20 protein-coding genes and 1 pseudogene are annotated in these 24,668 nt (G+C 72.0%); 9 read left to right on the top strand and 12 right to left on the bottom strand.

Translation table 11 applies throughout. The features are described from left to right. Positions 1-72: 72 nt before the first annotated feature. From pssA to ACWGIF_RS04190, 9 genes are all read right to left on the bottom strand, one after another. Positions 73-852 (bottom strand): CDP-diacylglycerol--serine O-phosphatidyltransferase, encoded by a 780-nt coding sequence (pssA, locus tag ACWGIF_RS04230; protein ID WP_453490857.1) that lies wholly within the window; start codon positions 850-852, stop codon positions 73-75. 64 nt (positions 853-916) lie between these two features. Further along, complete coding sequence (locus tag ACWGIF_RS04225; protein ID WP_453490769.1) at positions 917-1,564, bottom strand: phosphatidylserine decarboxylase; 648 nt, start codon at positions 1,562-1,564, stop codon at positions 917-919. 186 nt (positions 1,565-1,750) lie between these two features. Continuing rightward, on the bottom strand, positions 1,751-2,956 hold the full coding sequence (locus ACWGIF_RS04220; RefSeq protein WP_185558013.1) for an acyl-CoA dehydrogenase family protein: 1,206 nt from the start codon (positions 2,954-2,956) through the stop codon (positions 1,751-1,753). Positions 2,957-2,958: 2 nt separating this feature from the next. Beyond that, positions 2,959-3,471, bottom strand: a complete 513-nt coding sequence (locus ACWGIF_RS04215; protein WP_030715386.1) for a MaoC family dehydratase — start codon at positions 3,469-3,471, stop codon at positions 2,959-2,961. 16 nt (positions 3,472-3,487) lie between these two features. Beyond that, positions 3,488-4,462: an HpcH/HpaI aldolase/citrate lyase family protein gene (locus tag ACWGIF_RS04210; protein WP_453490766.1), complete on the bottom strand. Its 975-nt coding sequence runs from the start codon at positions 4,460-4,462 to the stop codon at positions 3,488-3,490. Beyond that, a complete protein-coding gene (locus ACWGIF_RS04205; RefSeq protein ID WP_453490763.1) occupies positions 4,459-6,528 on the bottom strand; it encodes a protein meaA in 2,070 nt (689 codons plus the stop codon). The genes ACWGIF_RS04210 and ACWGIF_RS04205 overlap by 4 nt, the downstream gene beginning before the upstream one ends. Positions 6,529-6,559: 31 nt before the next feature. Next, positions 6,560-7,897: a crotonyl-CoA carboxylase/reductase gene (ccrA, locus tag ACWGIF_RS04200; RefSeq protein WP_453490760.1), complete on the bottom strand. Its 1,338-nt coding sequence runs from the start codon at positions 7,895-7,897 to the stop codon at positions 6,560-6,562. A 392-nt stretch (positions 7,898-8,289) separates the two neighbouring features. Continuing rightward, positions 8,290-9,102, bottom strand: coding sequence for a TetR family transcriptional regulator (locus tag ACWGIF_RS04195; protein WP_453490757.1), 813 nt, complete (start codon positions 9,100-9,102; stop codon positions 8,290-8,292). A gap of 163 nt (positions 9,103-9,265) precedes the next feature. Further along, complete coding sequence (locus ACWGIF_RS04190) at positions 9,266-11,065, bottom strand: 3-hydroxyacyl-CoA dehydrogenase family protein (RefSeq protein ID WP_453490754.1); 1,800 nt, start codon at positions 11,063-11,065, stop codon at positions 9,266-9,268. A 392-nt stretch (positions 11,066-11,457) separates the two neighbouring features. Here ACWGIF_RS04190 and ACWGIF_RS04185 point away from each other — a divergent pair, with 392 nt between their 5' ends. Together ACWGIF_RS04185 and ACWGIF_RS04180 are read left to right on the top strand one after the other, a co-directional pair. Then, positions 11,458-12,009, top strand: a complete 552-nt coding sequence (locus tag ACWGIF_RS04185) for an adenylosuccinate lyase (RefSeq protein ID WP_453490751.1) — start codon at positions 11,458-11,460, stop codon at positions 12,007-12,009. A gap of 12 nt (positions 12,010-12,021) precedes the next feature. After that, positions 12,022-12,437, top strand: a pseudogene (locus ACWGIF_RS04180) (Rid family hydrolase). Positions 12,438-12,440: 3 nt separating this feature from the next. Here the strand turns inward: ACWGIF_RS04180 and ACWGIF_RS04175 are convergent. Together ACWGIF_RS04175 and ACWGIF_RS04170 are read right to left on the bottom strand one after the other, a co-directional pair. Further along, a complete protein-coding gene (locus ACWGIF_RS04175) occupies positions 12,441-14,024 on the bottom strand; it encodes an alpha/beta hydrolase (RefSeq protein WP_453490748.1) in 1,584 nt (527 codons plus the stop codon). 112 nt (positions 14,025-14,136) lie between these two features. Next, positions 14,137-15,168, bottom strand: coding sequence for an Rv2578c family radical SAM protein (locus ACWGIF_RS04170; protein WP_453490745.1), 1,032 nt, complete (start codon positions 15,166-15,168; stop codon positions 14,137-14,139). Positions 15,169-15,426: 258 nt separating this feature from the next. Between ACWGIF_RS04170 and ACWGIF_RS04165 the strand changes: the two genes are divergently transcribed. The 4 genes from ACWGIF_RS04165 to ACWGIF_RS04150 all read left to right on the top strand — a co-directional run bounded on the left by ACWGIF_RS04165 (position 15,427) and on the right by ACWGIF_RS04150 (position 20,222). Next, positions 15,427-15,870, top strand: a complete 444-nt coding sequence (locus ACWGIF_RS04165; RefSeq protein ID WP_453490742.1) for an SRPBCC family protein — start codon at positions 15,427-15,429, stop codon at positions 15,868-15,870. A gap of 153 nt (positions 15,871-16,023) precedes the next feature. Continuing rightward, positions 16,024-16,857: a M55 family metallopeptidase gene (locus tag ACWGIF_RS04160; protein WP_453490739.1), complete on the top strand. Its 834-nt coding sequence runs from the start codon at positions 16,024-16,026 to the stop codon at positions 16,855-16,857. A 1-nt stretch (position 16,858) separates the two neighbouring features. Next, positions 16,859-18,208: a M20/M25/M40 family metallo-hydrolase gene (locus ACWGIF_RS04155; protein ID WP_453490736.1), complete on the top strand. Its 1,350-nt coding sequence runs from the start codon at positions 16,859-16,861 to the stop codon at positions 18,206-18,208. Between the two features lie 13 nt (positions 18,209-18,221). After that, positions 18,222-20,222: a dipeptidyl-peptidase 5 gene (locus tag ACWGIF_RS04150; RefSeq protein ID WP_453490733.1), complete on the top strand. Its 2,001-nt coding sequence runs from the start codon at positions 18,222-18,224 to the stop codon at positions 20,220-20,222. 48 nt (positions 20,223-20,270) lie between these two features. Here ACWGIF_RS04150 and ACWGIF_RS04145 read toward each other — a convergent pair whose 3' ends face one another. After that, positions 20,271-20,990 (bottom strand): hypothetical protein, encoded by a 720-nt coding sequence (locus tag ACWGIF_RS04145; RefSeq protein ID WP_453490730.1) that lies wholly within the window; start codon positions 20,988-20,990, stop codon positions 20,271-20,273. 35 nt (positions 20,991-21,025) lie between these two features. On the opposite strand from ACWGIF_RS04145, the gene ACWGIF_RS04140 reads away from it, so the two are divergent. The 3 genes from ACWGIF_RS04140 to ACWGIF_RS04130 all read left to right on the top strand — a co-directional run bounded on the left by ACWGIF_RS04140 (position 21,026) and on the right by ACWGIF_RS04130 (position 24,663). Next, positions 21,026-21,601, top strand: a complete 576-nt coding sequence (locus ACWGIF_RS04140; protein ID WP_453490727.1) for a GNAT family N-acetyltransferase — start codon at positions 21,026-21,028, stop codon at positions 21,599-21,601. A gap of 4 nt (positions 21,602-21,605) precedes the next feature. Continuing rightward, on the top strand, positions 21,606-22,505 hold the full coding sequence (locus ACWGIF_RS04135; protein ID WP_453490724.1) for an arginase family protein: 900 nt from the start codon (positions 21,606-21,608) through the stop codon (positions 22,503-22,505). Positions 22,506-22,695: 190 nt separating this feature from the next. Then, positions 22,696-24,663, top strand: a complete 1,968-nt coding sequence (locus tag ACWGIF_RS04130; protein WP_453490722.1) for a DUF5107 domain-containing protein — start codon at positions 22,696-22,698, stop codon at positions 24,661-24,663. Positions 24,664-24,668 lie beyond the last annotated feature (5 nt).

Raw genomic sequence — 24,668 nt, 5'->3', positions numbered from 1 at the left:
GGCGCCGCACACGACGAGAGGGCCCCGGATGCCATCGGCATCCGGGGCCCTCTCGTACAGGCAGCGGTACGGCTAGCGCAGCGAAGCGCGGGCCTCGCGGCGGTTGTGCCGGAAGGTGTTCGCCCTCCGGGTCGTCGCGAACAGCGGAATGGTCGCCGCCATCGCGATCTGCAGGGCGCAGCCGGTCTGGAGCAGCAGCTGACCGCCCGGGGCGTCGAACGCCCAGGCCGCCAGCAGCCCCATCGCGCTGATGATCCAGCAGAGCATCGCCACGGCGAGAACGCCCCGCGGCTTGGGGTACTCGACCCGGCTCACCATCAGCCAGGCCACCCCGATGATCGCCAGCAGCGTCGGGATGAACGGCAGCTCCAGCAGCACGATCGAGACGACCGTCAGCGCGCCGAAGGGGCTCGGCATGCCCTGGAACATGCCGTCCTTCATCGTCACGCAGCTGAATCTTGCGAGTCTGAGCACCACGGCGAGCAGCACCACGATCGCGGCCAGCGCCGACATCTTCTGGTGCGCGTCGACGGCGACCATGCCGTAGACGAGCACGAAGTAGGCCGGAGCCAGGCCGAAGCTGATCAGGTCGGACAGGTTGTCCAGCTCGGCACCCATCGGCGAGCTGCGCAGCTTGCGGGCCACGATGCCGTCGAAGAGGTCGAAGACCGCGGCGAGCAGCATCAGTATCACTGCCGTCGCGGCGCTGTTACGGGCCATGCCCGACTCGCCACTGCCGGTGAGGTGCGGGATGAGGATCCCGGTGGTGGTGAAGTACACCGCCATGAATCCGCACGTCGCGTTGCCGAGCGTGAGGGTGTCCGCTATCGACAGCCGCAGCGAGAGCGGCATGTCGTCCTCGGCGGACTCCTCCTCGGCAGGCTCGGGCACCCAGCCGGCGGCCGGAGTCTCAGGGTCAGTCACGGTCAATTCGTGTCACCCCCGCGGTGGTGGCCTGACCGACCTCGACCGCGACCTCGACGCCCTCCGGGAGGTAGATGTCGACGCGGGAGCCGAAGCGGATCAGACCGATGCGTTCGCCCTGCTCCACCTTGGTACCGGCCGGCAGGTAGGGCACGATGCGACGGGCGACGGCGCCGGCGATCTGCACCATCTCGATGTCACCGAGCTCGGTGTCGAAGTGCCAGACAACGCGCTCGTTGTTCTCGCTCTCCTTGTTGAACGCCGGGACGAATCCGCCGGGGATGTGCTCCACGGACGTCACCGTGCCCGCGAGGGGCGCGCGGTTGACGTGGACGTTCAGCGGGCTCATGAAGATCGCGACCCGGGTCCGCCCGTCCTTCCACGGCATGATGCTCTGCACCACACCGTCGGCGGGCGAGATGACACGGCCCTGAGCGATCTCTCGCTCGGGGTCGCGGAAGAACCACAGCATGCCCGCGGCGAGCGCGGTGGCGGGCACGGCCGCCGCGGCCCAGCGTCCGGACTTGCGAGCCCGGGCGAGGCTGAGCGCCGCGGTGGCGACGGTCGGCAGAAGCCACGGCGATGCTCCGCGCGCGAGGCGGACGCTGCCGCGAGGTGCAGAGGTTTGGCTGTGGGGCATGGATGACCTTCGTAGCGGGTGATTGCCGCGCCGCAAACAGGGGGACGGGACGGCGGCTTTACTGGAATGCTATCGGTTGCGCGCAACAACTGGGCAAGCCAGAAGCCGAGTCGATGACCGCCGGCCAGTGACTGGGAGTGACCCCTTTGCGACGAACTCAGGGACGATCCGTCGCAAAAGGGACTTTCAGCCCTGGAGTCGGTACTCCTCGAGCAAGCGTCGCCCAATGATCATTTTCTGGATCTCGGCGGTACCTTCACCGATCAGCAGCATCGGAGCTTCTCGGTAGAGGCGCTCGATCTCGTACTCCTTCGAGAACCCGTATCCGCCGTGGATGCGGAAGGCGTCCTCGACCACCTCCTTGCAGTACTCGGAGGCGAGGTACTTCGCCATCCCTGCTTCGAGGTCGTTTCGTTCCCCAGAGTCCTTTTTGCGTGCTGCGTTGACCATCATCGCATGCGCGGCTTCGACCTTGGTAGCCATCTCGGCCAGCTTGAACTGAATCGCCTGGTGTTCGGCGATCGCCTTGCCGAAAGTGTGACGTTGCTGGGCATAGGAGACACCCAGTTCGAAAGCACGCTGAGCGACGCCACAGCCACGCGCCGCCACGTTCACCCGGCCGACCTCGACCCCGTCCATCATTTGGTAAAACCCTCGGCCCGTCTGCCCGCCGAGGACCCGATTGGCCGGAATGCGCAGTCCGTCCATGATGAGCTCGGTCGTGTCGACGCCCTTGTAGCCCATCTTGTCGATCTTGCCGGGGATGGTGAGGCCGGGACGCACCTCGCCGAAGCCGGGTTCCTTCTCGACGAGGAAGGTCGTCATCGACTTGTGGGGCGCCGTGCCCTCGGGGTGTCCTTCGTCACTTCGGACGAGAACGGCCACCAGGGTGGAGCTGCCGCCGTTCGTCAGCCACATCTTCTGGCCGTTCAGGACGTACTCGTCCCCGTCCTTCACCGCCTTGGACGAGATGGCCGACACGTCCGAGCCCAGCGCCGGCTCCGACATCGAGAACGCGCCGCGCACCTCGCCCAGCGCCATGCGCGGGAGGAAGTGGTCCTTCTGCTCCTGCGTGCCGTGCTGCTTGAGCATGTACGCCACGATGAAGTGGGTGTTGATGATGCCCGAAACGGACATCCAGCCCCGCGCGATCTCCTCGACGCACAGGGCGTAGGTGAGGAGCGACTCACCCAGGCCGCCGTACTCCTCCGGGATCATCAGCCCGAAGAGGCCGAGCTCCTTGAGGCCGTCGACGATCGCCTGCGGGTACTCGTCGCGGTGCTCCAGCTCGGTCGCGACCGGGATGATCTCCTTGTCGACGAACTCGCGGACGGTCTTGAGGATCTCCCGCTGGACGTCCGTGAGCCCGGCGGTCTGGGCGAGTCGGGCCATGGCTACTTCTCCTGGGTCTTCAGCTGCGGGCGGCCGGGCTGCTCGCCGCCGCGCTCCTTGATGTACGTCTCGGTCGGGACCATCACCTTGCGCCGGAAGACGCAGACGAGGGTGCCGTCCTGCTTGTAGCCCTTGGTCTCGACGTAGACGATGCCGCGGTCGTTCTTCGACTTCGACGGGGTCTTGTCCAGGACCGTGGTCTCACCGTAGATCGTGTCGCCGTGGAAGGTCGGCGCCACGTGCCGCAGGGACTCGATCTCCAGGTTGGCGATGGCCTTCCCGGAGACGTCCGGCACGGACATGCCGAGCAGCAGCGAGTAGATGTAGTTGCCCACGACCACGTTCTTGCCGAAGTCGGTGGTGTTCTCGGCGTAGTTGCTGTCCATGTGGAGCGGGTGGTGGTTCATGGTCAGCAGACAGAAGAGGTGGTCGTCGTACTCCGTGACCGTCTTCCCGGGCCAGTGCTTGTAGACCGCCCCGACCTCGAACTCTTCGTACGTGCGTCCGAACTGCATGAGGATCAGGGCCCTTCTAGTTGGCGGGGATCTCGAACTTGCTGGTGCGCTGCATACCGGCCGCCCGGCCCTTGCCCGCGATGACCAGGGCCATCTTGCGGCTGGCCTCGTCGATCATCTCGTCGCCGAGCATCGCCGAGCCCTTCTTGCCGCCGGCCTCCGAGGTGCACCAGTCGTACGCGTCGAGGATCAGCTCGGCGTGGTCGTAGTCCTCCTGCGAGGGGGAGAAGACCTCGTTGGCCGCGTCGACCTGGCCCGGGTGCAGCACCCACTTGCCGTCGAAGCCCAGTGCCGCCGCCCGGCCGGCCACCTCGCGGTACGCGTCCACGTCGCGGATCTGGAGGAAGGGGCCGTCGATCGCCTGGAGGTCGTGCATGCGGGCCGCCATCAGGATCCGCATCAGGATGTAGTGGTAGGCGTCCGCGCCGTAGCCGGGCGGCTGCATGCCCACGACCAGCGACTTCATGTTGATGGAGGCCATGAAGTCGGCCGGGCCGAAGATGATGGTCTCCAGGCGGGGGGAGGCGCCGGCGATCTCGTCGACGTTCACCAGACCCTTGGCGTTCTCGATCTGCGCCTCGATGCCGATCTTGCCGACCTCGAAGCCCATGGTCTTCTCGATCTGCGTCAGCAGGAGGTCCAGGGCCACGACCTGCTGGGCGTCCTGGACCTTCGGCAGCATGATGCAGTCGAGGTTCTGGCCCGCGCCCTCGACGACCGTGACGACATCGCGGTATGTCCAGTGCGTGGTCCAGTCGTTGACGCGCACGACGCGGGTCTTGCCCGTCCAGTCACCGTTGTTCAGCGCGTCCACGATCGTGTGGCGGGCGCCTTCCTTGGCGAGCGGCGCGCAGGCGTCCTCCAGGTCCAGGAAGACCTGGTCGGCCGGCAGGCCCTGGGCCTTCTCCAGGAAGCGCGGGTTCGAACCCGGCACCGCGAGGCAGGAGCGACGCGGGCGAAGACGGTTCACCGGGTGGACAGGCGTGGTCATGCGGGGACCTCCGTGCTTGCAACGATTTCGAGAGGGGCGAGCTTGTTGGCTTTGCGGATCTCGTCGACGATACGGCCGATGATCTCCGTGATGCCGAAGTCCTTCGGCGTGAAGACGGCGGCCACACCGGCTGCCTTGAGTGTGATGGCATCCGCGTTCGGAATGATGCCTCCGACGATGACGGGGATGTCACCCGCCCCCGCCGCGCGCAGCCGCTCCAGGACGTCCGGGACGAGCGCGCTGTGGGATCCGGACAGGATGGACAGTCCCACGCAGTGCACGTCCTCGGCCAGCGCCGCGGAGGAGATCTCCTCCGGCGTCAGCCTGATGCCCTGGTAGACCACCTCGAAGCCGGCGTCGCGGGCCCGGACGGCGATCTGCTCGGCGCCGTTGGAGTGCCCGTCCAGGCCGGGCTTGCCCACCAGCAGGCGCAGTCGGCCCGAGCCGAGCTCGTCGGCCGTACGGGCCACCTTCTCGCGGACCTCGTGCATCGGCGTGCCGGGCTCGGCGGTGACCGCCACCGGGGCCGAGGACACCCCGGTCGGGGCGCGGAACTCGCCGAACACCTCGCGCAGCGCGCTCGACCACTCGCCGGTGGTGACACCGGCCCGGGCGCACTCCAGGGTGGCCTCCATGAGGTTCTCGGTCCCGGCCGCGGCCTGCTTCAGCCGGTCCAGGGCCTGCCCGACGGTCGGGAAGACGTACGGGTCGCCGTCCCCCTGCCGGTCCGAGGACTCCTGGCGCTCGGCCCGCCAGCGGCCGATGCGCTCGACGGTGAGAGCCTCCACCGCCGGGTCCACCGTCATGATGGCGCCGTCGAGGTCCGAGGTGAGCGGGTTCTCCTCGGTCTGCTGGAAGCAGTTGACGCCGACGATCTTGTCCTCGCCGGCCTCGATCCGGGCCCGCCGCTCGGCGTGCGAGGAGACGAGCTGGGACTTGAGGTACCCGGACTCGACGGCGGCCATGGCGCCGCCCATCTCCTGGATCCGGTCGATCTCGGCCAGGCAGTCGGCGACCAGGGAGTCGACTTTGGCCTCGATGACGTGGGATCCGGCGAAGATGTCCTCGTACTCCAGCAGGTCGCTCTCGTGGGCGAGGACCTGCTGGATGCGCAGCGACCACTGCTGGTCCCAGGGCCGGGGCAGGCCCAGCGCCTCGTTCCAGGCGGGCAGCTGCACGGCGCGGGCGCGGGCGTCCTTGGAGAGGGTGACCGCGAGCATCTCCAGCACGATGCGCTGGACGTTGTTCTCCGGCTGCGCCTCGGTCAGACCCAGGGAGTTGACCTGGACGCCGTAACGGAAGCGGCGCTGCTTCGCGTTCTCGATGCCGTAGCGCTCCTTGGTGACCTTGTCCCAGATGCGGCCGAAGGCGCGCATCTTGCACATCTCCTCGACGAAGCGGACGCCCGCGTTCACGAAGAAGGAGATCCGGGCCACGACCTCGCCGAAGCGCTCCTCGGGGACCTGCCCCGAGTCGCGCACCGAGTCGAGGACCGCGATCGCCGTGGACATCGCGTACGAGATCTCCTGGACCGGGGTGGCCCCGGCCTCCTGCAGGTGGTAGCTGCAGATGTTGATCGGGTTCCACTTCGGGATGTGGTTGACCGTGTACGCGATCATGTCCGTCGTCAGCCGCAGGGACGGCCCCGGCGGGAAGACGTGCGTCCCGCGCGAGAGGTACTCCTTGACGATGTCGTTCTGAGTGGTGCCCTGGAGCTGGGAGATGTCCGCTCCCTGCTCCTCGGCGGCCACCTGGTAGAGCGCCAGCAGCCACATGGCGGTGGCGTTGATCGTCATCGAGGTGTTCATCTGCTCCAGGGGTATGTCCTGGAACAGCCGCCGCATGTCGCCCAGGTGGGAGACGGGGACCCCGACCCGGCCCACCTCGCCGCGGGCGAGGATGTGGTCGGGGTCGTAGCCGGTCTGGGTCGGCAGGTCGAACGCGACCGACAGGCCCGTCTGGCCCTTGGCCAGGTTGCGGCGGTACAGCTCGTTGGACGCCTCGGCCGTGGAGTGGCCGGCGTACGTCCGCATGAGCCACGGACGGTCCTTCTGGCGCTCTGTCATCTCAGGCTGTCCCTTAGGCCTTTGAACGGACTCAGACGTTACGGAAGCGGTTGATCGCGTCGATGTGCGTGGCGCGCAGCTCGTGGTCGCGCACGCCCAGGCCCTCCTCGGGGGCCAGCGCGAGGACGCCGACCTTGCCCTGGTGGAGGTTGCGGTGCACGTCGTAGGCGGCCTGGCCGGTCTCCTCCAGGGAGTAGACCTTCGACAGGGTGGGGTGGATCTTGCCCTTGGCGACCAGGCGGTTGGCCTCCCACGCCTCGCGGTAATTGGCGAAGTGCGAGCCGATGATCCGCTTGAGCGACATCCACAGGTAGCGGTTGTCGTACTCGTGCATGTAGCCCGAGGTCGAGGCGCAGGTGGTGATGGTGCCGCCCTTGCGGGTGACGTAGACGCTCGCGCCGAAGGTCTCGCGGCCGGGGTGCTCGAAGACGATGTCGATGTCCTCGCCGCCGGTCAGCTCGCGGATGCGCTTGCCGAAGCGCTTCCACTCCTTCGGGTCCTGGGTGTGCTCGTCCTTCCAGAACTTGTACCCCTCGGCGTTGCGGTCGATGACCGCCTCCGCGCCCATCGCCCGGCAGATGTCCGCCTTCTCGGGGCTGGAGACCACGCAGATCGGGTTGGCGCCGCCGGCGAGGGCGAACTGGGTGGCGTACGAGCCGAGCCCGCCGCTCGCGCCCCAGATCAGGACGTTGTCGCCCTGCTTCATGCCGGCGCCGTTGCGGGAGACCAGCTGGCGGTAGGCGGTGGAGTTGACCAGACCGGGGGAGGCGGCCTCCTCCCAGCTCAGGTGGTCCGGCTTCGGCATCAGCTGGTTCGACTTGACCAGGGCGATCTCCGCCAGGCCGCCGAAGTTGGTCTCGAAGCCCCAGATGCGCTGCTCGGGGTCGAGCATCGTGTCGTTGTGGCCGTCGGAGGACTCCAGCTCGACGGAGAGGCAGTGCGCGACGACCTCGTCGCCCGGCTTCCAGGCGTTCACGCCGGGGCCGGTGCGCAGCACGACGCCCGCGAGGTCGGAGCCGATGATGTGGTACGGGAGGTCGTGGCGCTTGGTGAGCTCCGACAGGCGCCCGTAGCGCTCCAGGAAGCTGAAGGTGGACACCGGCTCGAAGATCGAGGTCCACACCGAGTTGTAGTTGACCGAGGAGGCCATGACGGCCACCAGGGCCTCACCCGGGCCCAGTTCCGGCACCGGGACCTGGTCCAGGTGCAGGGACTTGCGCGGGTCCTTCTCGCGTGTCGTCAGCCCCGCGAACATTTCCGTCTCGTCCTTGTGCACGGTGATCGCGCGGTACGAGTCGGGCAGCGGCAGCGCTGCGAAGTCTGCGGCGGTGGCGGACTGCGACTGAATCGCGTCCAGGATGTCCTTCACGGTAGAGCCTCCGGCTAGCGCTGATAAGGGTGCGCTGAGGTGAACGGGGTGCGGGGTGCAGGTGTGGTGTGCCGTCGGTCCGGCTGGTGCGGTGGTGCGGGCGACGCCCGTGGTGGGGCGTGCGGTGCCTGGTGACGCAGGCATCCGTCCGGGGCGCGTTCCGTGCCGGTGGGCGTGGGTCGCGGGGACATCCGGACGAGATTCAACGTATGGCACCCCGTGTCACCCGGCAAGGCACCGCGTGCCAAAACTTTCTCTCATTTGCCGATTGACCTGCACCGTTGAGCGATGATCGATCAGAGCTACCGGCGAGTAGGGGCAAGCCGGACATACGAAAGCGGCCGCCCCCGTTTCGGGGGCGGCCGCTGTGACGAGAGTCGCTTCGCGTGTCGCTACCTGCTGCGCAGGGCCTCTTCGATGGTCCGCATGACCTCGTCCAGCGGAGCGTCGGTGCGGGCCACCGCCACCAGGACCTCGCCCTCGGTGCGGACCGCCGCCGGCGCGGCCGGCGCCGTGCTCAGGGTGCGGCCCGCGCCGATCCCCGTGCCGAAGGTCTTGCGGACGATCGAGAAGGCGTGGTCCAGCTGGGCCTCCACGTCCCCCTGCCCGCCCGCCCTCAGCCAGCGCCGCAGCACGTGGTTGTGGGCGGTGACCACCGCCGAGGCGGCCACCTCGGCCAGCAGCGGATCGTCGTTGCCGTCGTGGTGGTCGGTCTCGTCGAAGTGGGCCAGCAGGTAGCGGGTGAACAGCCGCTCGTACCGGGCCACCGAGGCGATCTCCCGCTCCCGCAGCGCCGGCACCTCGCGGGTCAGCCGGTAGCGCTCCACCGACACCGCGGGCGAGGCCGCGTACATCTTCATGACTTCCTTGATCCCGCGGCACACCGTGTCGAGCGGGTGCTCGTGCGCCGGCGCCACGTCGAGGACGGCCTCGGCCCGGGTCAGCGTGTCGTCGTGGTCCGGGAAGATCGCCTCTTCCTTGGACCGGAAGTGCCGGAAGAAGGTCCGGCGCGCCACCCCGGCGGTCGCGGCGATCTCGTCGACCGTCGTCGCCTCGTACCCCTTGGTCGCGAAGAGCTCCATGGCCGCGGCGGCGAGCTCGCGGCGCATTTTGAGCCGCTGGGCGGCCGCCTTGGTGCCGGCCGGGCTCTCCGGGGCGTCGGATGCCGTGGTGGCGCGGGGCGAGGTCTTGGCGGGCTGGGACATAGAGCGAAAGTACTTCATTCGTGCAGGGGAGCGCGCCTGCGGGGGGTGGGAGGGGGGTGGATGCGGGGGAGAGCCCGCACTGGGCTCGGGAGGGTCAGTCCGCCGTGAGGGTCCGGCGGACCCGAGCAGCCCTCCCCACGCATCCGGCTCGTGGCCCGACGGGTTACCGGCGGGCGGCGTACTCACGGAAACCGCGGCCGGTCTTCCGGCCCAGGCAGCCCGCCGCCACCAGGTGCTCCAGCAGCGGGGACGGGGCCAGGCCCGGGTCGCGGAACTCCTCGTGGAGGACCTTCTCGATGGCGAGCGAGACATCGAGGCCGACCACGTCGAGCAGCTCGAACGGGCCCATCGGGTAGCCGCCGCCCAGCTTCATCGCCGCGTCGATCTGGTCGATGTCGGCATAGTGCTGCTCGACCATCTTGATCGCGTTGTTGAGGTACGGGAACAGCAGCGCGTTCACGATGAAACCGGCCCGGTCGCCGCAGTCCACCGGGTGCTTGCGCACCTTGGTGCAGATCGAGCGGACCGTGGCGTGCACGTCGTCGGCCGTCAGGACGGTCCGGACCACCTCGACCAGCTTCATCGCCGGGGCCGGGTTGAAGAAGTGCATGCCGATCACGTCCTCGGGACGCGAGGTCACGCGGGCCACCGCGATCACCGGCAGCGAGGAGGTGGTCGTGGCGAGCACCGCACCCGGCTTGCAGACCTTGTCCAGGGCCGCGAACAGCTCCTGCTTGACCGCCAGGTCCTCGGCGACCGCCTCGACGGCCAGGTCCACGTCCGCGAAGGCGTCCAGCGAACCGGCCGGGGTGATCCGGTCCATGGTCTGCGCGGCGGCGTCCTCCGTCAGCCTGCCCCTGGACACCGCACGGCCCAGGGACTTGCCGATGGCGGCCTTCGCCGCGTCCGCCTTCTCCTGGCTGCGGGCGGCCAGCACCACGTCGAACCCGGACTGCGCGAAGACCTGCGCGATCCCGCTCGCCATGGTGCCCGAGCCGGCCACGCCGACCGAGGAGACGGGACGGCCCGTGCCGAGCAGGGATCCGTCCGGCGGGGTCTGGAGGTCACGGACGATCACCGAGCTGCCGGGTGCCTCGTACGTGTAGAAGCCACGGCCGGACTTCTGCCCGTTCAGGCCCGCGGCGGCGAGCTGGCCCAGGATCGGGGCCGGGGCGTGCAGCCGGTCACCCGAGGAGGCGTACATGGCCTCCAGGACGGTGCGGGCCGTGTCCACGCCGATCAGGTCGAGCAGCGCCAGCGGGCCCATGGGCAGACCGCAGCCGAGCCGCATCGCCGCGTCGATGTCCTCGCGGGAGGCGTACTTCGCCTCGTACATGGCGGCGGCCTGGTTCAGGTAACCGAAGAGCAGGCCGTCCGCGACGAAACCGGGCCGGTCGCCGACCGCGACGGGCTCCTTGCCGAGCTCGCGGGCCAGCTCGGTGACCGCCTCCACGGCCGGCGGGGCGGTGAGGACGCAGCTGACGACCTCGACCAGCTTCATCGCCGGGGCCGGGTTGAAGAAGTGCAGGCCCAGCACGCGCTCGGGGCGCTGGGACTCGGCGGCGAGCCGGGTCACCGACAGGGCGTTCGTGCCCGTGGCCAGGATGGCGTCGGGGCGGACCACCGCGTCGAGCTCGCGGAACACCTGCTGCTTGACCTCGTACGACTCGGGCACGACCTCGATGACGAGATCGGCCTCGGCGGCGGCCGCCAGGTCGGTGAAGGTACGGAACCGGGCGAGCACGTCCGCCCGCTCCTGCTCGGTGATGCGCTCCCGGGTGACGGAGCGCGCGGTGGACGCCGCGAGGGCGGCCGCGGCCCGGCGGGCGGCGGCCTCGCTGATGTCGATGCCGATGACCTCGCGGCCGGCCCGGGCGAGGACCTCGGCGATGCCGGTGCCCATCGTGCCGAGGCCGACGACGGCGATGGTCTGGAGGGTGGGCTGACTGGACTGACGGTCCATCGAGGGACTCCAGTGGAAGAGGGTGACGACTGAGGAGCGCGCGGCGCACAGCGCGCGCGGATGCCGTACGGAGTGCCGTGCGGTGAGAGGGCCCGGAGAGAACGGGCCCGGAGGAGAGAACCCGGCAGGAGCGAGTCCCGAGGGTGGAAGCGGCGCAGCCCTGTCCCGGGGTCACGCCGTGCATACGAACCGACCGACACGAGGCGGCTGCGTCACCAGGCCGCCCTCGTACGTGTTGTAAGGACAGTAACTCGCCGGTAACTGGTCCGCCAGAGCGCGGAGATGTGACCTGTACCGCCCAAATGTACCGATCATCGATCATCGATCAACCGGGGGCGTTCCTTCTCCCGGAACCCGGCGCGGCGCCCCCTTCCGCCCCCTAGGGTGGCCGGGTGAACGACGTGCTGGAACGCCTGCGGGCGGAGGCGGGGCAGTCACCCGAGTACGAGGTGCTGCTCGCGGCCGGGCCCGACGACCTGGCGGCCTCCCTCACCACGGCCGGGCTGCCCCTGTGGGCCCGCGAGCTGGCCGCGTACCGGCTGGGCCTCGCGGGAGACCGGCGTGCCTTCGAGTCGCTGGTGCTGCTCCTCAATCACCGGGACCCGCCCCGCTGCGCGGCCGCCGCCGAGGCGCTGGCCGTCCTCGGCGACCCGCGCACCGGCCGCGCGGCGGCGGCCCTCGCCACCAACGGCCTGCGCACCGCCTACGCGCTGCAGCCCGTCCGGCTGCTCACCGCCCTGCGTGCCCCCGAGTCCGTACCGGCTCTGCTGACCACGCTGTCACGGCTCCTGTCACCGAACGACCCGTACTGGCGGGTGGCCCTCGCCTGCGTGGAGGGGCTCGGGGCCCTCGCCGACCCCCGCGCGCGCGAACTCCTCACCCGCGCCCAGTCCCACCCCCGCCTGGCGGTGGCGGCGACGGCCGCGCTGCGCGCGCTCGGATGACAGCATCGGGCCATGCATGATCACCGGACCGGCCACCTGATCCGCATACCCGCACCCGAGGGGGTCGCCCCCGCCGCCGGCTACGCCCACGTCGTCACAGGCACTGGCCGGTTCGTCGCCGTCTGCGGGCAGTGCACCTCGACGAGAAGGGCGCGGTCGCCGGCGAGGGCGACCCCGCCGCCCAGGCCCGCCCGGTCTTCGAGAACCTGCGGCGCTGTCTGGCGGCGGCCGGGGCGACCTTCGACGACATCGTGAAGCCGGCGTACGTCGTGACGGACGTCGCGCACCTCCCGGCGGTACGGGAGGCGCGCGACGCCGTCATCCCCGCCGACCGGCTGCCCGCGTCCTCGGCCGTCCAGGTCGCCGCCCTGTTCCGGCCGGAACTGCTGCTGGAGGTGGAGGCCTTCGCGGCGCTGCCGGCCGGCTGATCGTCAGCCCCGGAAGCCGAGCAGACCGTGCAGCGCGGCGCCGCCCGCCGACGGCGGCACGGCGCGGGTCGCGGTGGCGGGCTTCGGGGCCGCCGGGGCGGGGCAGGTGGCGTCCGCGGCCGTCCCGGTCCTCAGGTACGCCGCCACCTTCTCGTCCAGGCACTTGTTGCCGCTCAGCGAGATGCCGTGGTTGCCGCCGCCCTCCTCGACCACCAGGGCCGACCCCTTCAGCTTGTCCCGCATGCTGAGCGCCCCGTGGAACGGAGTCGCCGCGTCCTCCGTCGCCTGGAGGAGGAGGGCGGGCGGGAGATCCGCGTTGGTCACGTCCGGGGCCTGGAGCGGCTCCGTCGGCCAGAACGCGCACGGGGCGTTGTACCAGGCGTTGTTCCAGGTCATGAACGGCGCCTCGGCGTGCGTCCGCCACATGTCCGCGCGCCACTCGTTCCAGTCCCTCGGCCAGGCCGAGTCCCGGCACTGCACCGCCGTGTAGACGCTGTAGCTGTTTCCCGCGGAGGGCTCCACGGCGCCGAACCGCTGATAGGCCGCCACCAGCGGCTTCGGGTCCTGCTTCACCGCGTACGCCGCGAAGGCCTCGGCGAGGTTCGGCCAGTAGCCGTTGTAGTAGCCGCCCGGAAGGAAGGTGTCCTCCAGTTCCGCCGGGCCCACCTTTCCGCCCGCCGGGGTCTCGCGCAGCGCCTCCCGCATCCCGTACCAGCGCTCCTCGACCGCCTCAGGCTCGGTGCCGAGCCCGTAGGTGGCGTCGTGCTGCGCCACCCAGGCCAGGAACGCCTTGTGGCGGGCGTCGAAGGCACGGTCCTGGGCGAGGTTGTCCTCGTACCAGACCCCGCCCGGGTCGACCACGGAGTCCAGGACGAGCCGGTGCACCCGGCCCGGGTGGAGCTTCGCGTACACCGCGCCCAGGTAGGTCCCGTACGAGTAGCCGAAGTAGCTGATCCGCTCCGCGCCGAGGGCGCCTCGCAGCACCTCGATGTCCCGGGCGGCCGAGACCGTGCCGATGTGCGGCAGCACGTCCGCGTGCCGGGAGCCGCAGGACTCGGCGAAGGCCCGCACCCGGTCCAGGTTGGCTCGCTCGGTCTCCTCGTCGACGGGCACGGAGTCCGGCCGTACGGGCGTGAAGTGGCCGGCCCCGCAGTCGAGGGCGGGCTCGCTCTTGCCGACGCCCCGGGGGTCGAAGCCGATCACGTCGTACTGGGCGGCCACCTCCTTGGGCAGGGCGGAGGCGACGAACCCGGCCAGGCCGCGGCCGCTGCCGCCCGGCCCGCCGGGGTTGACCAACAGCGGCCCCTGGGAGGTGGCGGCGGTGTGGGGGACGCGGGTCAGCGCGAGGGTGATCTGCCGGCCGCCGGGACGGTCGTGGTCGAGGGGCACCTTGAGGGACGCGCACTGCAGCGTGGGGTAGCGCGGGGTCGCGCAGCCGGTCCAGCGCAGCGCGGCCTGTGCCGGTGCTGCCGGGGCTGCCGGGCCGCCCGGAGCCGCCGGGGCGGCCGTGACCGGGCTCGCGAGGGCCGCGGCGACGGTGGAGATCGACAGCAGGACAGCGGCGCGCTTCTTCAAGGGGTGGAGCATGGGGCCTCCCAGCCGAGGGTTCTGGGCGGAATCGTCCCGGAAACCGCGCCTGGAAGGCGGGATTGGGCGGCGTATTGGCCCGATGTGATGACCGTTCAGGGGACGCCGGGCTTCAGAGGAGGCTGAGCTGGGTCGCCGCGGCGGGCGCCTCGCCGGCCGGGCGCTCGGGCGTGACGATCGCGCGGGCAGCGCCCCGCCGGGAGGGGCCGAGGCCGAATTCCGCCGCGAGTTCGTGGACTTGGCGGGTGATCCGGCGCTGGTACCAGGTGGGCGCGTACGAGCCGCCCGCGTACATCCGCTCGTACCGCGGGACCAGGTGGGGATGGTGCGTGCCCAGCCAGGCCGTGAACCACTCGCGCGCCCCGGGCCGCAGATGGAGTACCAGGGGTGTCACGGAGGTCGCGCCGGACTCGGCGACGGCGCGCACGGTCGCCCGCAGCTGCTCCGGCGAGTCACCCAGGAAGGGGATCACCGGGGCCATCAGCACGCCGCACTCGATCCCGGCGTCGGTGAGGGTTCGTGCGGCGCTCAGCCGGGCGGCGGGTGAGGGGGTGCCGGGTTCGACGGTCCGCCAGAGCGAGGCGTCGGTGAAGCCGACCGAGACCGAGATCCCGACCTCGGTGACCTCGGCGGCCTCCCGCAGGAGCGGCAGGTCGCGCAGGATCAGCGTGCCCTTGGTGAGGATGGAGAACGGGTTGGCGTGGTCGCGCAGCGCCTCGATGATCCCGGGCATCAGCCGGTAGCGGCCCTCGGCGCGCTGGTAGCAGTCGACGTTGGTGCCCATGGCGATGTGCGCGCCGGCCCAGCGGGGCGAGCCGAGCTCGCGGCGCAGCAGCTCGGGGGCGTTGGTCTTGACGACGATCTGCGAGTCGAAGCCGAGGCCGGTGTCGAGGTCGAGATAGCTGTGGGTCTTGCGCGCGAAGCAGTACACACAGGCGTGACTGCACCCCCGATAGGGGTTGACGGTCCATTCGAACGGCATGCGCGAGGCACCCGGCACCCGGTTGACGATCGAGCGGGCCCGCACCTCGTGGAAGGTGATCCCGCGGAACTCGGGGGTGTCGAAGGTCCGCGTCACGACGGCGTCGGCCCCGAAGAGCGCGGCCGGCCCCGTAGTGCCCTCGGTCAGGTTGTCCCAGCGCATGAGCGCCTCCCTCGGTAGCTCTGGCCCGAGAATAGAACAAACGTTCCCATGATCGTGCGGAGGGCGGCATGCGCGGGCCAGGGACGCGATCATGCGCGGGACACCCGGGACGCGCCCGCCCGGCCGGGGTGGACGGGGCGGCCACGGGCGGATGCGGGCCGGGCGTGCGCAGCCCGGGCGGGGGACCGATTTGGGCGGCCGGGCCGGAGGTGGTTGGCTTCGCCGTGACGAGCGGACACAACTGCTGGAGGAACAGCTATGGCGCAGGTCGAGGCCACCACGGAGCGGATCATCGCAGCCGACGCGGAGACCGTGTTCGACGCGCTGGCGGACTACACCGGGACCCGGGGCAAGCTGCTGCCCGAGCACTTCAGCGAGTACGAGGTGCGCGAGGGCGGCGACGGCGAGGGCACCCTGGTGCACTGGAAGCTCCAGGCCACCAGCAAGCGCGTACGCGACTGCCTGCTCGAGGTCACCGAGCCCACCGACGGGCAGCTGGTGGAGAAGGACCGCAACTCCTCCATGGTCACGACCTGGCTGGTCACCCCGGCCGGCGAGGGCAAGTCCAAGGCCGTCGTCACCACCGTGTGGAACGGCGCCGGCGGCATCGGCGGCTTCTTCGAGCGCACCTTCGCGCCCAAGGGCCTCGGCCGGATCTACGACACCCTGCTCGCGAACCTGGCCGCCGAAGTCGAGGCCTGAGCCGGGCCGTTGCCCGCGCCGGGGGCGGCTCACCGGATCGGGTGCATCTCCCGGCCCGGGTGAGCCGCCGGAAGCCGGGCGTGGCCCCCGTGGTCGCCGGGGCGCGGGCGGCTAGGGTGGGGCCCTGAGCGCTACCGACCGCCCGGGGGCCCGATGAAGATCCTCATCTCCGCCGACATGGAAGGCGCCACCGGCGTCACCTGGCCCGCCGACGTGCTGCCCGGCACGCCGCAGTGGGAGCGCTGCCGGGGACTGTTCACCTCCGACGTCAACGCCGCCGTGCTCGGCTTCCACGACGGCGGCGCCGACCGGGTCGTCATCAACGAGGCGCACTGGACGATGCGCAATCTGCTGCTGGAGCGGCTCGACGCCCGCGCGGAGATGCTCACCGGCCGCCACAAGACCCTCTCCATGGTCGAGGGCGTCCAGCGCGGCGACGTCGACGGCATCGCCTTCGTCGGCTACCACACGGGCGCCGGCACCGAGGGCGTCCTCGCCCACACCTACCTCGCCAACTCCATCACCGGCGTCTGGGTCAACGAGGTGCGCGCCAGCGAGGGGCTGCTCAACGCCCACGTCGTCGCCGAGTACGGCGTCCCCGTCGTTCTTGTCACCGGCGACGACCTGACGTGCATCGACGCCGCCGGCTACGCCCCGGACGCGGTGACCGTCGCGGTCAAGGACCATGTCTCGCGCTACGCCGCCGTCTGCCGGACCCCGGCCCGCACCGCCGCCGACATCCGGGCCGCCGCCAAGGAGGCCACCGCCCTGGCCGTACGGCACGAGCCGGTCCACGGCGGCCCCTTCACCGTGGAGCTGGAGTTCGACGCCGAGCACCTGGCCATGGCCGCGACCGTCGTCCCGGGCGTGGAGCGGTGCGGGGAACGCAGGGTCGCGTACACCAGCGAGACGATGTACGAGGGGATCCGGGCCTTCAAGGCGGTCACGACGGTCGTCTCGGCAGCCGTGGAGGAGCAGTATGGCTGACATGCGCGCAATCGACACCGAGGCCCCCGTCGACGCCGTGGACGAGGTGGCGCTCGACGAGGCGGTCGAGTTCACCTCCGGCCTCATCAGGATCGACACCACCAACCGGGGCGGCGGCGACTGCCGTGAGCGCCCCGCCGCCGAATACGTCGCCGAGCGGCTCGCCGCCGCCGGTCTGCAGCCGCTCCTGCTGGAGCGCACCCGGGGCCGCACCAACGTGGTGGCCCGGATCGAGGGCACCGACCCCTCAGCCGAGGCCCTCCTCGTCCACGGCCACCTCGACGTGGTCCCGGCCGAGGCAGCCGACTGGAGCGTGGACCCCTTCTCCGGTGAGGTCCGCGACGGCGTGGTCTGGGGCCGCGGCGCCGTCGACATGAAGAACATGGACGCGATGGTGCTGGCCGTCGTACGGGCCTGGGCGCGCGCCGGGGTGAAGCCGCGGCGGGACATCGTCATCGCCTACACCGCCGACGAGGAGGACAGTGCGATCGACGGATCCGGCTTCCTCGCCGACCGGCACCCGCACCTCTTCGAAGGCTGCACGGAGGGCATCAGCGAGTCCGGCGCCTTCACCGTGCACACCGGGCCCGGGCGCGCCCTCTACCCGATCGCGGCAGGCGAACGGGGCACCGCCTGGCTCAAGTTGACCGCGCACGGCACTGCCGGCCACGGCTCCAAACCCAACCGGGCCAACGCCGTCACCCGCCTCGCCGCCGCCGTCGCGCGGATCGGCGCGTACGAGTGGCCGGTGCGGCTCACCGACACCGTCACCGCCTGCATCAGGGAACTCGCCGCGTTGCAGGGCCTGTCGGTGGACCCGCGCCACCCCCGCTTCGACCTCGACGCGGTCCTCGCCGAACTGGGTCCGGCCGCCGCCCTGGTCGAGGCGACCGTCCGCAACAGCGCCAACCCGACCATGTTCACCGCCGGTTACAAGCTCAACGTGGTGCCAGGGCAGGCCACCGCCTACGTCGACGGGCGCATGCTGCCCGGTGGCGAAGCCGAGTTCATCGCGACCCTGGACGCCCTCACGGGCCCCGACGTGCGGTGGGAGTTCCACCACCGGGAGGTCCCCCTCGAAGCCCCCGTGGACGGGCGGACGTACGCGATCCTGCGCGAGTCCGTCGAGCGGTTCGACCCCGAGGGGCACGTGGTGCCCTTCTGCATGGCGGGCGGCACCGACGCCAAGCAGTTCTCCCGCGTCGGCGTCACCGGCTACGGCTTCTCCCCCCTGAAGCTGCCGCCCGGCTTCGACTACTGGGCCCTCTTCCACGGCGTGGACGAGCGGGTCCCCGTCGAAGCCCTGCACTTCGGCGTCCGCGTCCTCGACCACGCACTGCGGACCCTGTGAGCGGGGCCCGGTGATGACTGCACCGACCCGCCCCTACGGAAGCTGGCCCTCACCCATCGACGCCGCGCTCGCCGCCTCGCTCGACGGACGCCCCGAGTACGTCGGCACGGTCGGCCCCGAGGTGTGGTGGACCGAGCCCCGGCCGCAGGAGGCCGGCCGCAGGACCCTGGTCCGCCGCCGCCTCGCCTCCGGCGACGGTCCCGCCGGCGCACACGTCACCGAACTGCCCTCGCCGTGGAACGTGCGCAGCCGGGTCACCGAGTACGGCGGACGGCCCTGGGCCGGAGCCGAACGGCCCGTCGGCGGACCGCTGCTGGTCTTCGTCCACTGCGCCGACCAGCGGCTGTACGCCTACGAGCCCGACGCACCCGGCGGCCCCCCGCCGCGGCCCCTCACTCCCGTGTCCGCGACGGGCGGCGGGCTGCGCTGGGCCGACCCGGTGCTGCGCGGCGGTGAGGTCTGGTGCGTGCTGGAGGAGTTCACCGGGCCCGCGCCGACCGATGTGCGCAGGGTGCTGGCCGCCGTTCCGCTGGACGGGTCGGCCGCCGGGCACCGCGCCGCGGTACGGGAACTGACGGACGACGGGCACCGCTTCACCACCGGGCCCCGGCTCTCCCCGGACGGACGGCACGCGGCCCGGCTGGTGTGGGACCACCCCCGGATGCCCTGGGACGGCACCGAGCTGCAGCTGGCCGAGGTCACCGCCGACGGCGCATTGACCGGCGCCCGGACCGTGCTCGGCGGCCCCGACGAGGCCGTCGCCCAGGTCGACTGGGCCGCCGACGGAACCCTCCTCGCGGTCAGCGACCGCGGCGGCTGGTGGAACCCGTACCGCGTGGACCCGCAGACGGGGCACGCGGTCAACCTCTGTTCCAGGGAAGAGGAGTTCGGCGGCCCGCTGTGGAAGCCGGGGCTGCGCTGGCTCGCCCCGCTGCCCGACGGACTCGTCGCCGTCCTGCACGGCCAGGGCTCCCCGGTGCTCGGCGTCCTGGACCCGGAGAGCGGCGACCTGGTGGACGCGGCCGGGCCGTGGACGGCCTGGCAGCCGACGCTCGCCGTGCACGGCACGCGGGTCTACGGGGTCGCCGCCAGCCCGCGCAGCGCGTACGAGGTGGTCGAGCTGGACACCGCCACCGGCCACGCCCGGGCGGTGGGCGCGCAGGCGACGGACCCGGTCGACCCGGCCTACTACCCGGAGCCGCAGAGCCGGACCTTCCTCGGCCCCGACAACCGGGAGATCCACGCCCACGTCTACCCGCCGCACCACCCGGCCTGCCGGGCCGCCGCCGACGAACTGCCCCCGTACGTGGTGTGGGCGCACGGCGGACCCACCGACCACGTGCCGCCCGTACTCGATCTGCACATCGCGTACTTCACCTCGCGCGGCATCGGCGTGGTCGAGGTGAACTACGGCGGCTCCACCGGCTACGGCCGCGCCTACCGGGAGCGGCTGCGCGAGCAGTGGGGCGTGGTGGACGTGGAGGACTGCGCGGCGGTGGCCCGGGCGCTGGCCGCCGAGGGCACCGCAGACCCCGCCCGGCTCGCCATCCGCGGCGGCAGCGCGGGCGGCTGGACGGCCGCGGCCTCGCTCGCCGCCACCGACCTGTACGCCTGCGCCGCGATCATCTACCCGGTACTGGACCTGCTCGGCTTCGCCGAGGAGACCCACGACCTGGAATCGCACTACATCGACGGCCTCGCCGGGCCGCCGCAGACCCTCGCCGTACTGTGCCGCGAGCGCTCCCCGGTGGCTCGTGCCGACCGGATCACCGCGTCGTTCGTCCTGCTCCAGGGGCTGGACGACCCGGTCTGCCCGCCCGCCCAGGCCGAACGCCTCCTGGCCGCCATGCGGGGCCGGGGGGTGCCGCACGCGTACCTGGCCTTCGAGGGCGAGGGTCACGGCTTCCGGAGGGCGGATACCATGGTCCGGGCGCTGGAGGCCGAACTGTCGCTGTACGCGCAGGTCTTCGGGATCGAGCGGACCGACGTCCCGCGGCTGGAGCTCAGAACGTAGGGCTCCGTCAGGCGGTGCGCAGCCGGATCCGGAGCGGGCCCGTCCCCGTCAGGCGGTGTGCAGCCAGATCCGGAGCGGGCCGATCGGGGTGAACCCGGCTCGGAGGGCGGCGTCGAGGTCCTCCCCGTGCTCGTAGCCCACGACCGGCAGGTCCGGCCAACGGGCGGTGATCGCGGCGAGGGCCCCCGCCCAGGCGGCGTCGGTGCCGGCCCCGTCGTGGGCGAACAGGTTGGACAGGCCCACGACCCCGCCGCCGGTGCTCGCCACGGCGCCGGCCACGATCCGGCCGCCGGCGCGCGCCGCCAGGAAGGCGGTGTCCTCGCCCAGCAGGGCCGGGCTGAACAGCCCGGTGCTCTCCTCGCCGTCCCAGGCGGCCTCCCAGGCCTCCAGCTCCCCGGGGGTGGCGACCCGCGACCACTCCGGGCCCGACGCCGAGTCCGGCACCGCGACCCCGGCCGGGCGGTGGATCCACTCGGCCTCGAACAGCACCTCGAAGCCGTGCCCGGCCAGGTCGAGGTCGCCGAAGCTGTCCTTCACCGAGCACCCGGGGCTGCCGGTGTCGATGCCGGCCACCAGCGAGGCCGCCGCGGCGCCGGGCGCGAGGGTCACGGCATCGGGGTAGAGCGGCGGGGTCCGGCGCGCGCTCGCCCAGTGGTCCGCCGCGAACGCGCCGCCCGGACCGTGTCCGCGCACGACGGCGTCGCACCAGTCGGCGTTGTTGCGCGCCGCGGCGAGGAGGAGTTCAGGGGTGTCGGAGGTGATGATCACACCGGCGATGCTGTCATACCGCCTAGCCTCGGAAGATGACCTTCTCCACGTATCTGCGGGAGGGCGCGCGGGTGGGCCTGCGCCCCTTCCGGCTCGCCGACGGGCCCGAGTTCACCGCACGCGCGCACGAGAGCCGCGACCTCCACCGCCCCTGGCTGTTCCCGCCGACCACCATCGAGGCGTACGAGGCCTACGCGGCCCTGCTGACCGAGGGCGCCGGCCGCACCGGGTTCCTCGTGTGCGAACTCGGGACCGGAGCACTGGCCGGCTTCGTCAACGTCAACAACATCGTCGGCGGCGCCTTCCAGTGCGGCGCCCTCGGCTACGGGGCCTTCGCGCACGCCGCCGGGCGCGGGCTGCTGCGCGAAGCCCTCGGCCTGGTCCTCGCGCACGCCTTCGCCCCCATAGGGGAGGGCCTCGGCCTGCATCGCCTGGAGGCCAACGTCCAGCCCGGCAACACCGCCTCGATCGCGCTGGTCCGCGGCGCCGGTTTCCGTCTGGAGGGCTTCTCCCCGGACTTCCTGTACATCGACGGCGCCTGGCGCGACCACGAGCGCTGGGCCCTCACGGCCGAAATGCCGACCCCCGGAGGGACCCATCGCACAGGATGAGGGCATGCGAACCCTCGTGCTCCTCGATGCCCCGTCCAACCTCGGCCTGCGCCCGCCGGCGCCCGGCACCGTACCCGGCGTCTACAAGCTCGCCGGGGCCCTGCGCGAACAGGGCCTGCTGGCCCGGCTCGGGGCGCGCGAGGGCGGGGTGGTCGTCCCGCCGCGCTACGACCGCGGCGACTGGAAGGAGGGCGACGGCGTGTTCCACGCCGCCGCCCTCGCCGCGTACACCGTCACCCTCGCCGACCGGATCGAACGGCACCTGCGGGCAGGGGAGTTCCCCGTCGTACTCGGGGGCGACTGCTCGATCCAGCTCGGCGCCGCCCTCGCCATGCGGCGGCTCGGACGGTACGGACTGGCCGCCGTCGACGGCTCGGCCGACTTCCGCCACCCGGGCAACGAAGCCGTCAACGGGCCCGTGGGAGCCGCCGGCGGCGAGGAACTGGCCCTGTCCACCGGACGCGGCCAGGCCGATCTCTCGGACCTGGAGGGCCGCTCGCCGTACCTGCGGGACGAGGACGTGCGCCTCTTCGGGCTGCGGCCGGGCGACCCGGACCTCGCGGAGCTGCGTGCGGCCGGGATCCACGCGGCCACCGTCGAGGAGATCCGCGAGCGCGGTGCCGGACCGGTGGCGCGGGCCGCCCTGGACGGGTTGCACCCGCCGGCCGCCGCCGGATTCTGGGTGCACCTGGACGCCGACGTGCTCGACCCCGGCGTCATGCCGGCCGTGGACAGCCCCGATCCCGGCGGCCTGGTCCCCGACGAACTCGCCGAGCTCCTCGCGGTGCTGGTGCACTCGCCGCGCTGCGTCGGGATCGACGTCACGGTCTACGACCCGGACCTGGACCCGGACGGGCGTGCGGGCGCCCTCCTCGCCGACCTGGTGGCGGGCGCATTCGCGTAAACCGGACGGGGTCAGGGGCGGGGAGGGGGCTACGGGTGGGGGCAGGGGTACGGATGGGCTGCGATGAGCTGCCGACGGGCCGGGGGCGGGTTGCACACGGGTCCCGCGCAGGGGCCTTTGCGTCATCCTGACCGGTGGTGATCCGCGGAACCCCTGTGCACGGGCCGCCCCGGCGTGTTCCATTTCCCTCATGGCCACCACCGTCCGACGCGCCGTACTGACCCTCCCCGCAGCCCCGTTGGGCCCCGAGAATCCGCTGCCGCCCCTCCACGCGCCCGACGGCGTGCACGTCCTGGACACGCGCTCGCGCGACGGGCTGCCCCGCGACATGGCGCGGCAGATCGGGTACGAGCCGTTGCGCTCCCTGCTGCCCGTACGGATGCGCGACGGGTACCGACGGGATCGCGCGGAGCAGGAGTTCGAGGCGGTCGTCATCGAGAACGAGCACCTGCGGGTCACCGTGCTCCCGGGACTCGGCGGGCGCGTCCACTCGCTCGTACACGTGCCGACCGGGCGTGAACTCCTCTACCGCAACCCGGTGTTCCAGCCCGCCAACTTCGCGCTGAACGGGGCCTGGTTCTCCGGCGGCATCGAGTGGAACATCGGCGCGACCGGGCACACCGCCCTGGCCTGCGCCCCGCTGCACGCCGCGCTCGTCCCGGCCCCCGACGGGGGCGTGATGGTCCGGCTGTGGGAGTGGGAGCGCCTGCGCGACCTGCCCTTCCAGGTGGACCTGTGGCTGCCGGAGGACTCGCGGTTCCTCTACGTCGGCGTCCGTGTGCGCAACCCGCACGAGCGGCCCGCCCCCGTGTACTGGTGGTCCAACATCGCCGTCCCGGAGGACGCGGGGACCCGCGTGCTCGCCCCCGCCGACGAGGCCTGGCACTTCGGCTACGAGCGCTCGCTGCGCCGCATCCCGGTGCCGCACTGGGAGGGCGCGGACCGCACCTACCCGCTGGGCAGCGCGTATCCGGCCGACTTCTTCTACGAGGTCCAGGGCGCGGACCGGCCCTGGATCGCCGCGCTGGACGCCGCCGGGCAGGGGCTCGTACAGACCTCCACCGGGCTGCTGCGCGGGCGCAAGCTGTTCGTGTGGGGGGCGGGCGGCGGCGGCCGGCGCTGGCAGGAGTGGCTGACGCAGCCGGGTACGGGCGGTTACGCGGAGATCCAGGCCGGGCTGGCCCGCACCCAGCTGGAGCACGTACGGCTGGAGGGCGGCGCGGAGTTCAGCTGGCTGGAGGCGTACGGGCCGCTGTCGGCGGAGTCCGCGCAGGTGCACGGCGCCGACTGGACCGCGGCCCGCGCCGCGGCCGAGGGCGCGCTGGACACCGCATTGCCGCGGGAGCGGGTGGGCGAGGCGTACGAGGCGTGGCGCGGATGCGCCGACACCGAACCGGGGGAGCGGCTGGCGACGGGCTCGGGCTGGGGCGCCCTGGAGGTGCTGTGCGGGCGCCTCGAACTGCCGGGCACGCCCTTCGCGGAGTCCACGCTCGGCCCGGACCAGGAGCCGTGGCTGGAGCTGTGGCGCACGGGCGTCCTCCCCGCCCCGCGCCGGGCGGTACCGCCGGGGCCGAGCCTGGTCGCCGCGCACTGGCGGGACATGCTGGAGACGGCTCCGGCCGATCCGCTGACCGAGTACCACCTGGGCGTGGCCCAGTGGCACGCCGGAGACGTGGCCCAGGCGGTACGGAGCTGGGAGCGCGGGCTGGCGCCGGCCCCCTCGCGGTGGCCTCTGCTGCGCTGCCTGGCGAGGGCGGACGCGCTGGCCGGCGATCCGGCGCGGGCGGCCGACCGATACGCGGCGGCCTTCGAGCACCTGGCCGCGGAGAGCCGCGGCGACGAACCGTGGACGGCCGCGGAGTCCGCGCTCGGCCAGGAGGCGATGGCGGCCCTCCTCGCCGTCGGCCGCCTGGCGCAGGCCCGCGCCGTGTGGGACCGGCTGAGGCCCGCCCTGCGCGAAGAGGGCCGCTTCCGGCTCCTCGCCGCCCGGCTGCTCGCGGCGGAGGGCCATGTGGCGGCGGCCCGCCGGGTCTTCGAGGACGGCTTCGAACTCGCGGACCTCCGGGAGGGCGAGGAGACCTTGTCCGAGGTCTGGTCCACCCTCACGGACCGCCCCCTGCCTACGCAGTACGACTTCCGCATGCGCCCGCCGGTGTAGGGGGG

The organism is Streptomyces sp. NPDC054849 (assembly GCF_053610945.1).
The sequence above is the reverse complement of the archived record's forward strand: the minus strand, read 5'-3'. Positions and strand labels throughout refer to the sequence as shown.

Coding starts and splice junctions, on each gene's coding strand:
- pssA (WP_453490857.1), bottom strand. CDS start 852: ATGCCGCTCTCGCTGCGGCTGTCGATAGCGGACACCCTCACGCTCGGC.
- ACWGIF_RS04225 (WP_453490769.1), bottom strand. CDS start 1,564: ATGCCCCACAGCCAAACCTCTGCACCTCGCGGCAGCGTCCGCCTCGCG.
- ACWGIF_RS04220 (WP_185558013.1), bottom strand. CDS start 2,956: ATGGCCCGACTCGCCCAGACCGCCGGGCTCACGGACGTCCAGCGGGAG.
- ACWGIF_RS04215 (WP_030715386.1), bottom strand. CDS start 3,471: ATGCAGTTCGGACGCACGTACGAAGAGTTCGAGGTCGGGGCGGTCTAC.
- ACWGIF_RS04210 (WP_453490766.1), bottom strand. CDS start 4,462: ATGACCACGCCTGTCCACCCGGTGAACCGTCTTCGCCCGCGTCGCTCC.
- ACWGIF_RS04205 (WP_453490763.1), bottom strand. CDS start 6,528: ATGACAGAGCGCCAGAAGGACCGTCCGTGGCTCATGCGGACGTACGCC.
- ACWGIF_RS04195 (WP_453490757.1), bottom strand. CDS start 9,102: ATGTCCCAGCCCGCCAAGACCTCGCCCCGCGCCACCACGGCATCCGAC.
- ACWGIF_RS04190 (WP_453490754.1), bottom strand. CDS start 11,065: ATGGACCGTCAGTCCAGTCAGCCCACCCTCCAGACCATCGCCGTCGTC.
- ACWGIF_RS04175 (WP_453490748.1), bottom strand. CDS start 14,024: ATGCTCCACCCCTTGAAGAAGCGCGCCGCTGTCCTGCTGTCGATCTCC.
- ACWGIF_RS04170 (WP_453490745.1), bottom strand. CDS start 15,168: ATGCGCTGGGACAACCTGACCGAGGGCACTACGGGGCCGGCCGCGCTC.
- ACWGIF_RS04165 (WP_453490742.1), top strand. CDS start 15,427: ATGGCGCAGGTCGAGGCCACCACGGAGCGGATCATCGCAGCCGACGCG.
- ACWGIF_RS04160 (WP_453490739.1), top strand. CDS start 16,024: ATGAAGATCCTCATCTCCGCCGACATGGAAGGCGCCACCGGCGTCACC.
- ACWGIF_RS04155 (WP_453490736.1), top strand. CDS start 16,859: ATGCGCGCAATCGACACCGAGGCCCCCGTCGACGCCGTGGACGAGGTG.
- ACWGIF_RS04150 (WP_453490733.1), top strand. CDS start 18,222: ATGACTGCACCGACCCGCCCCTACGGAAGCTGGCCCTCACCCATCGAC.
- ACWGIF_RS04140 (WP_453490727.1), top strand. CDS start 21,026: ATGACCTTCTCCACGTATCTGCGGGAGGGCGCGCGGGTGGGCCTGCGC.
- ACWGIF_RS04135 (WP_453490724.1), top strand. CDS start 21,606: ATGCGAACCCTCGTGCTCCTCGATGCCCCGTCCAACCTCGGCCTGCGC.
- ACWGIF_RS04130 (WP_453490722.1), top strand. CDS start 22,696: ATGGCCACCACCGTCCGACGCGCCGTACTGACCCTCCCCGCAGCCCCG.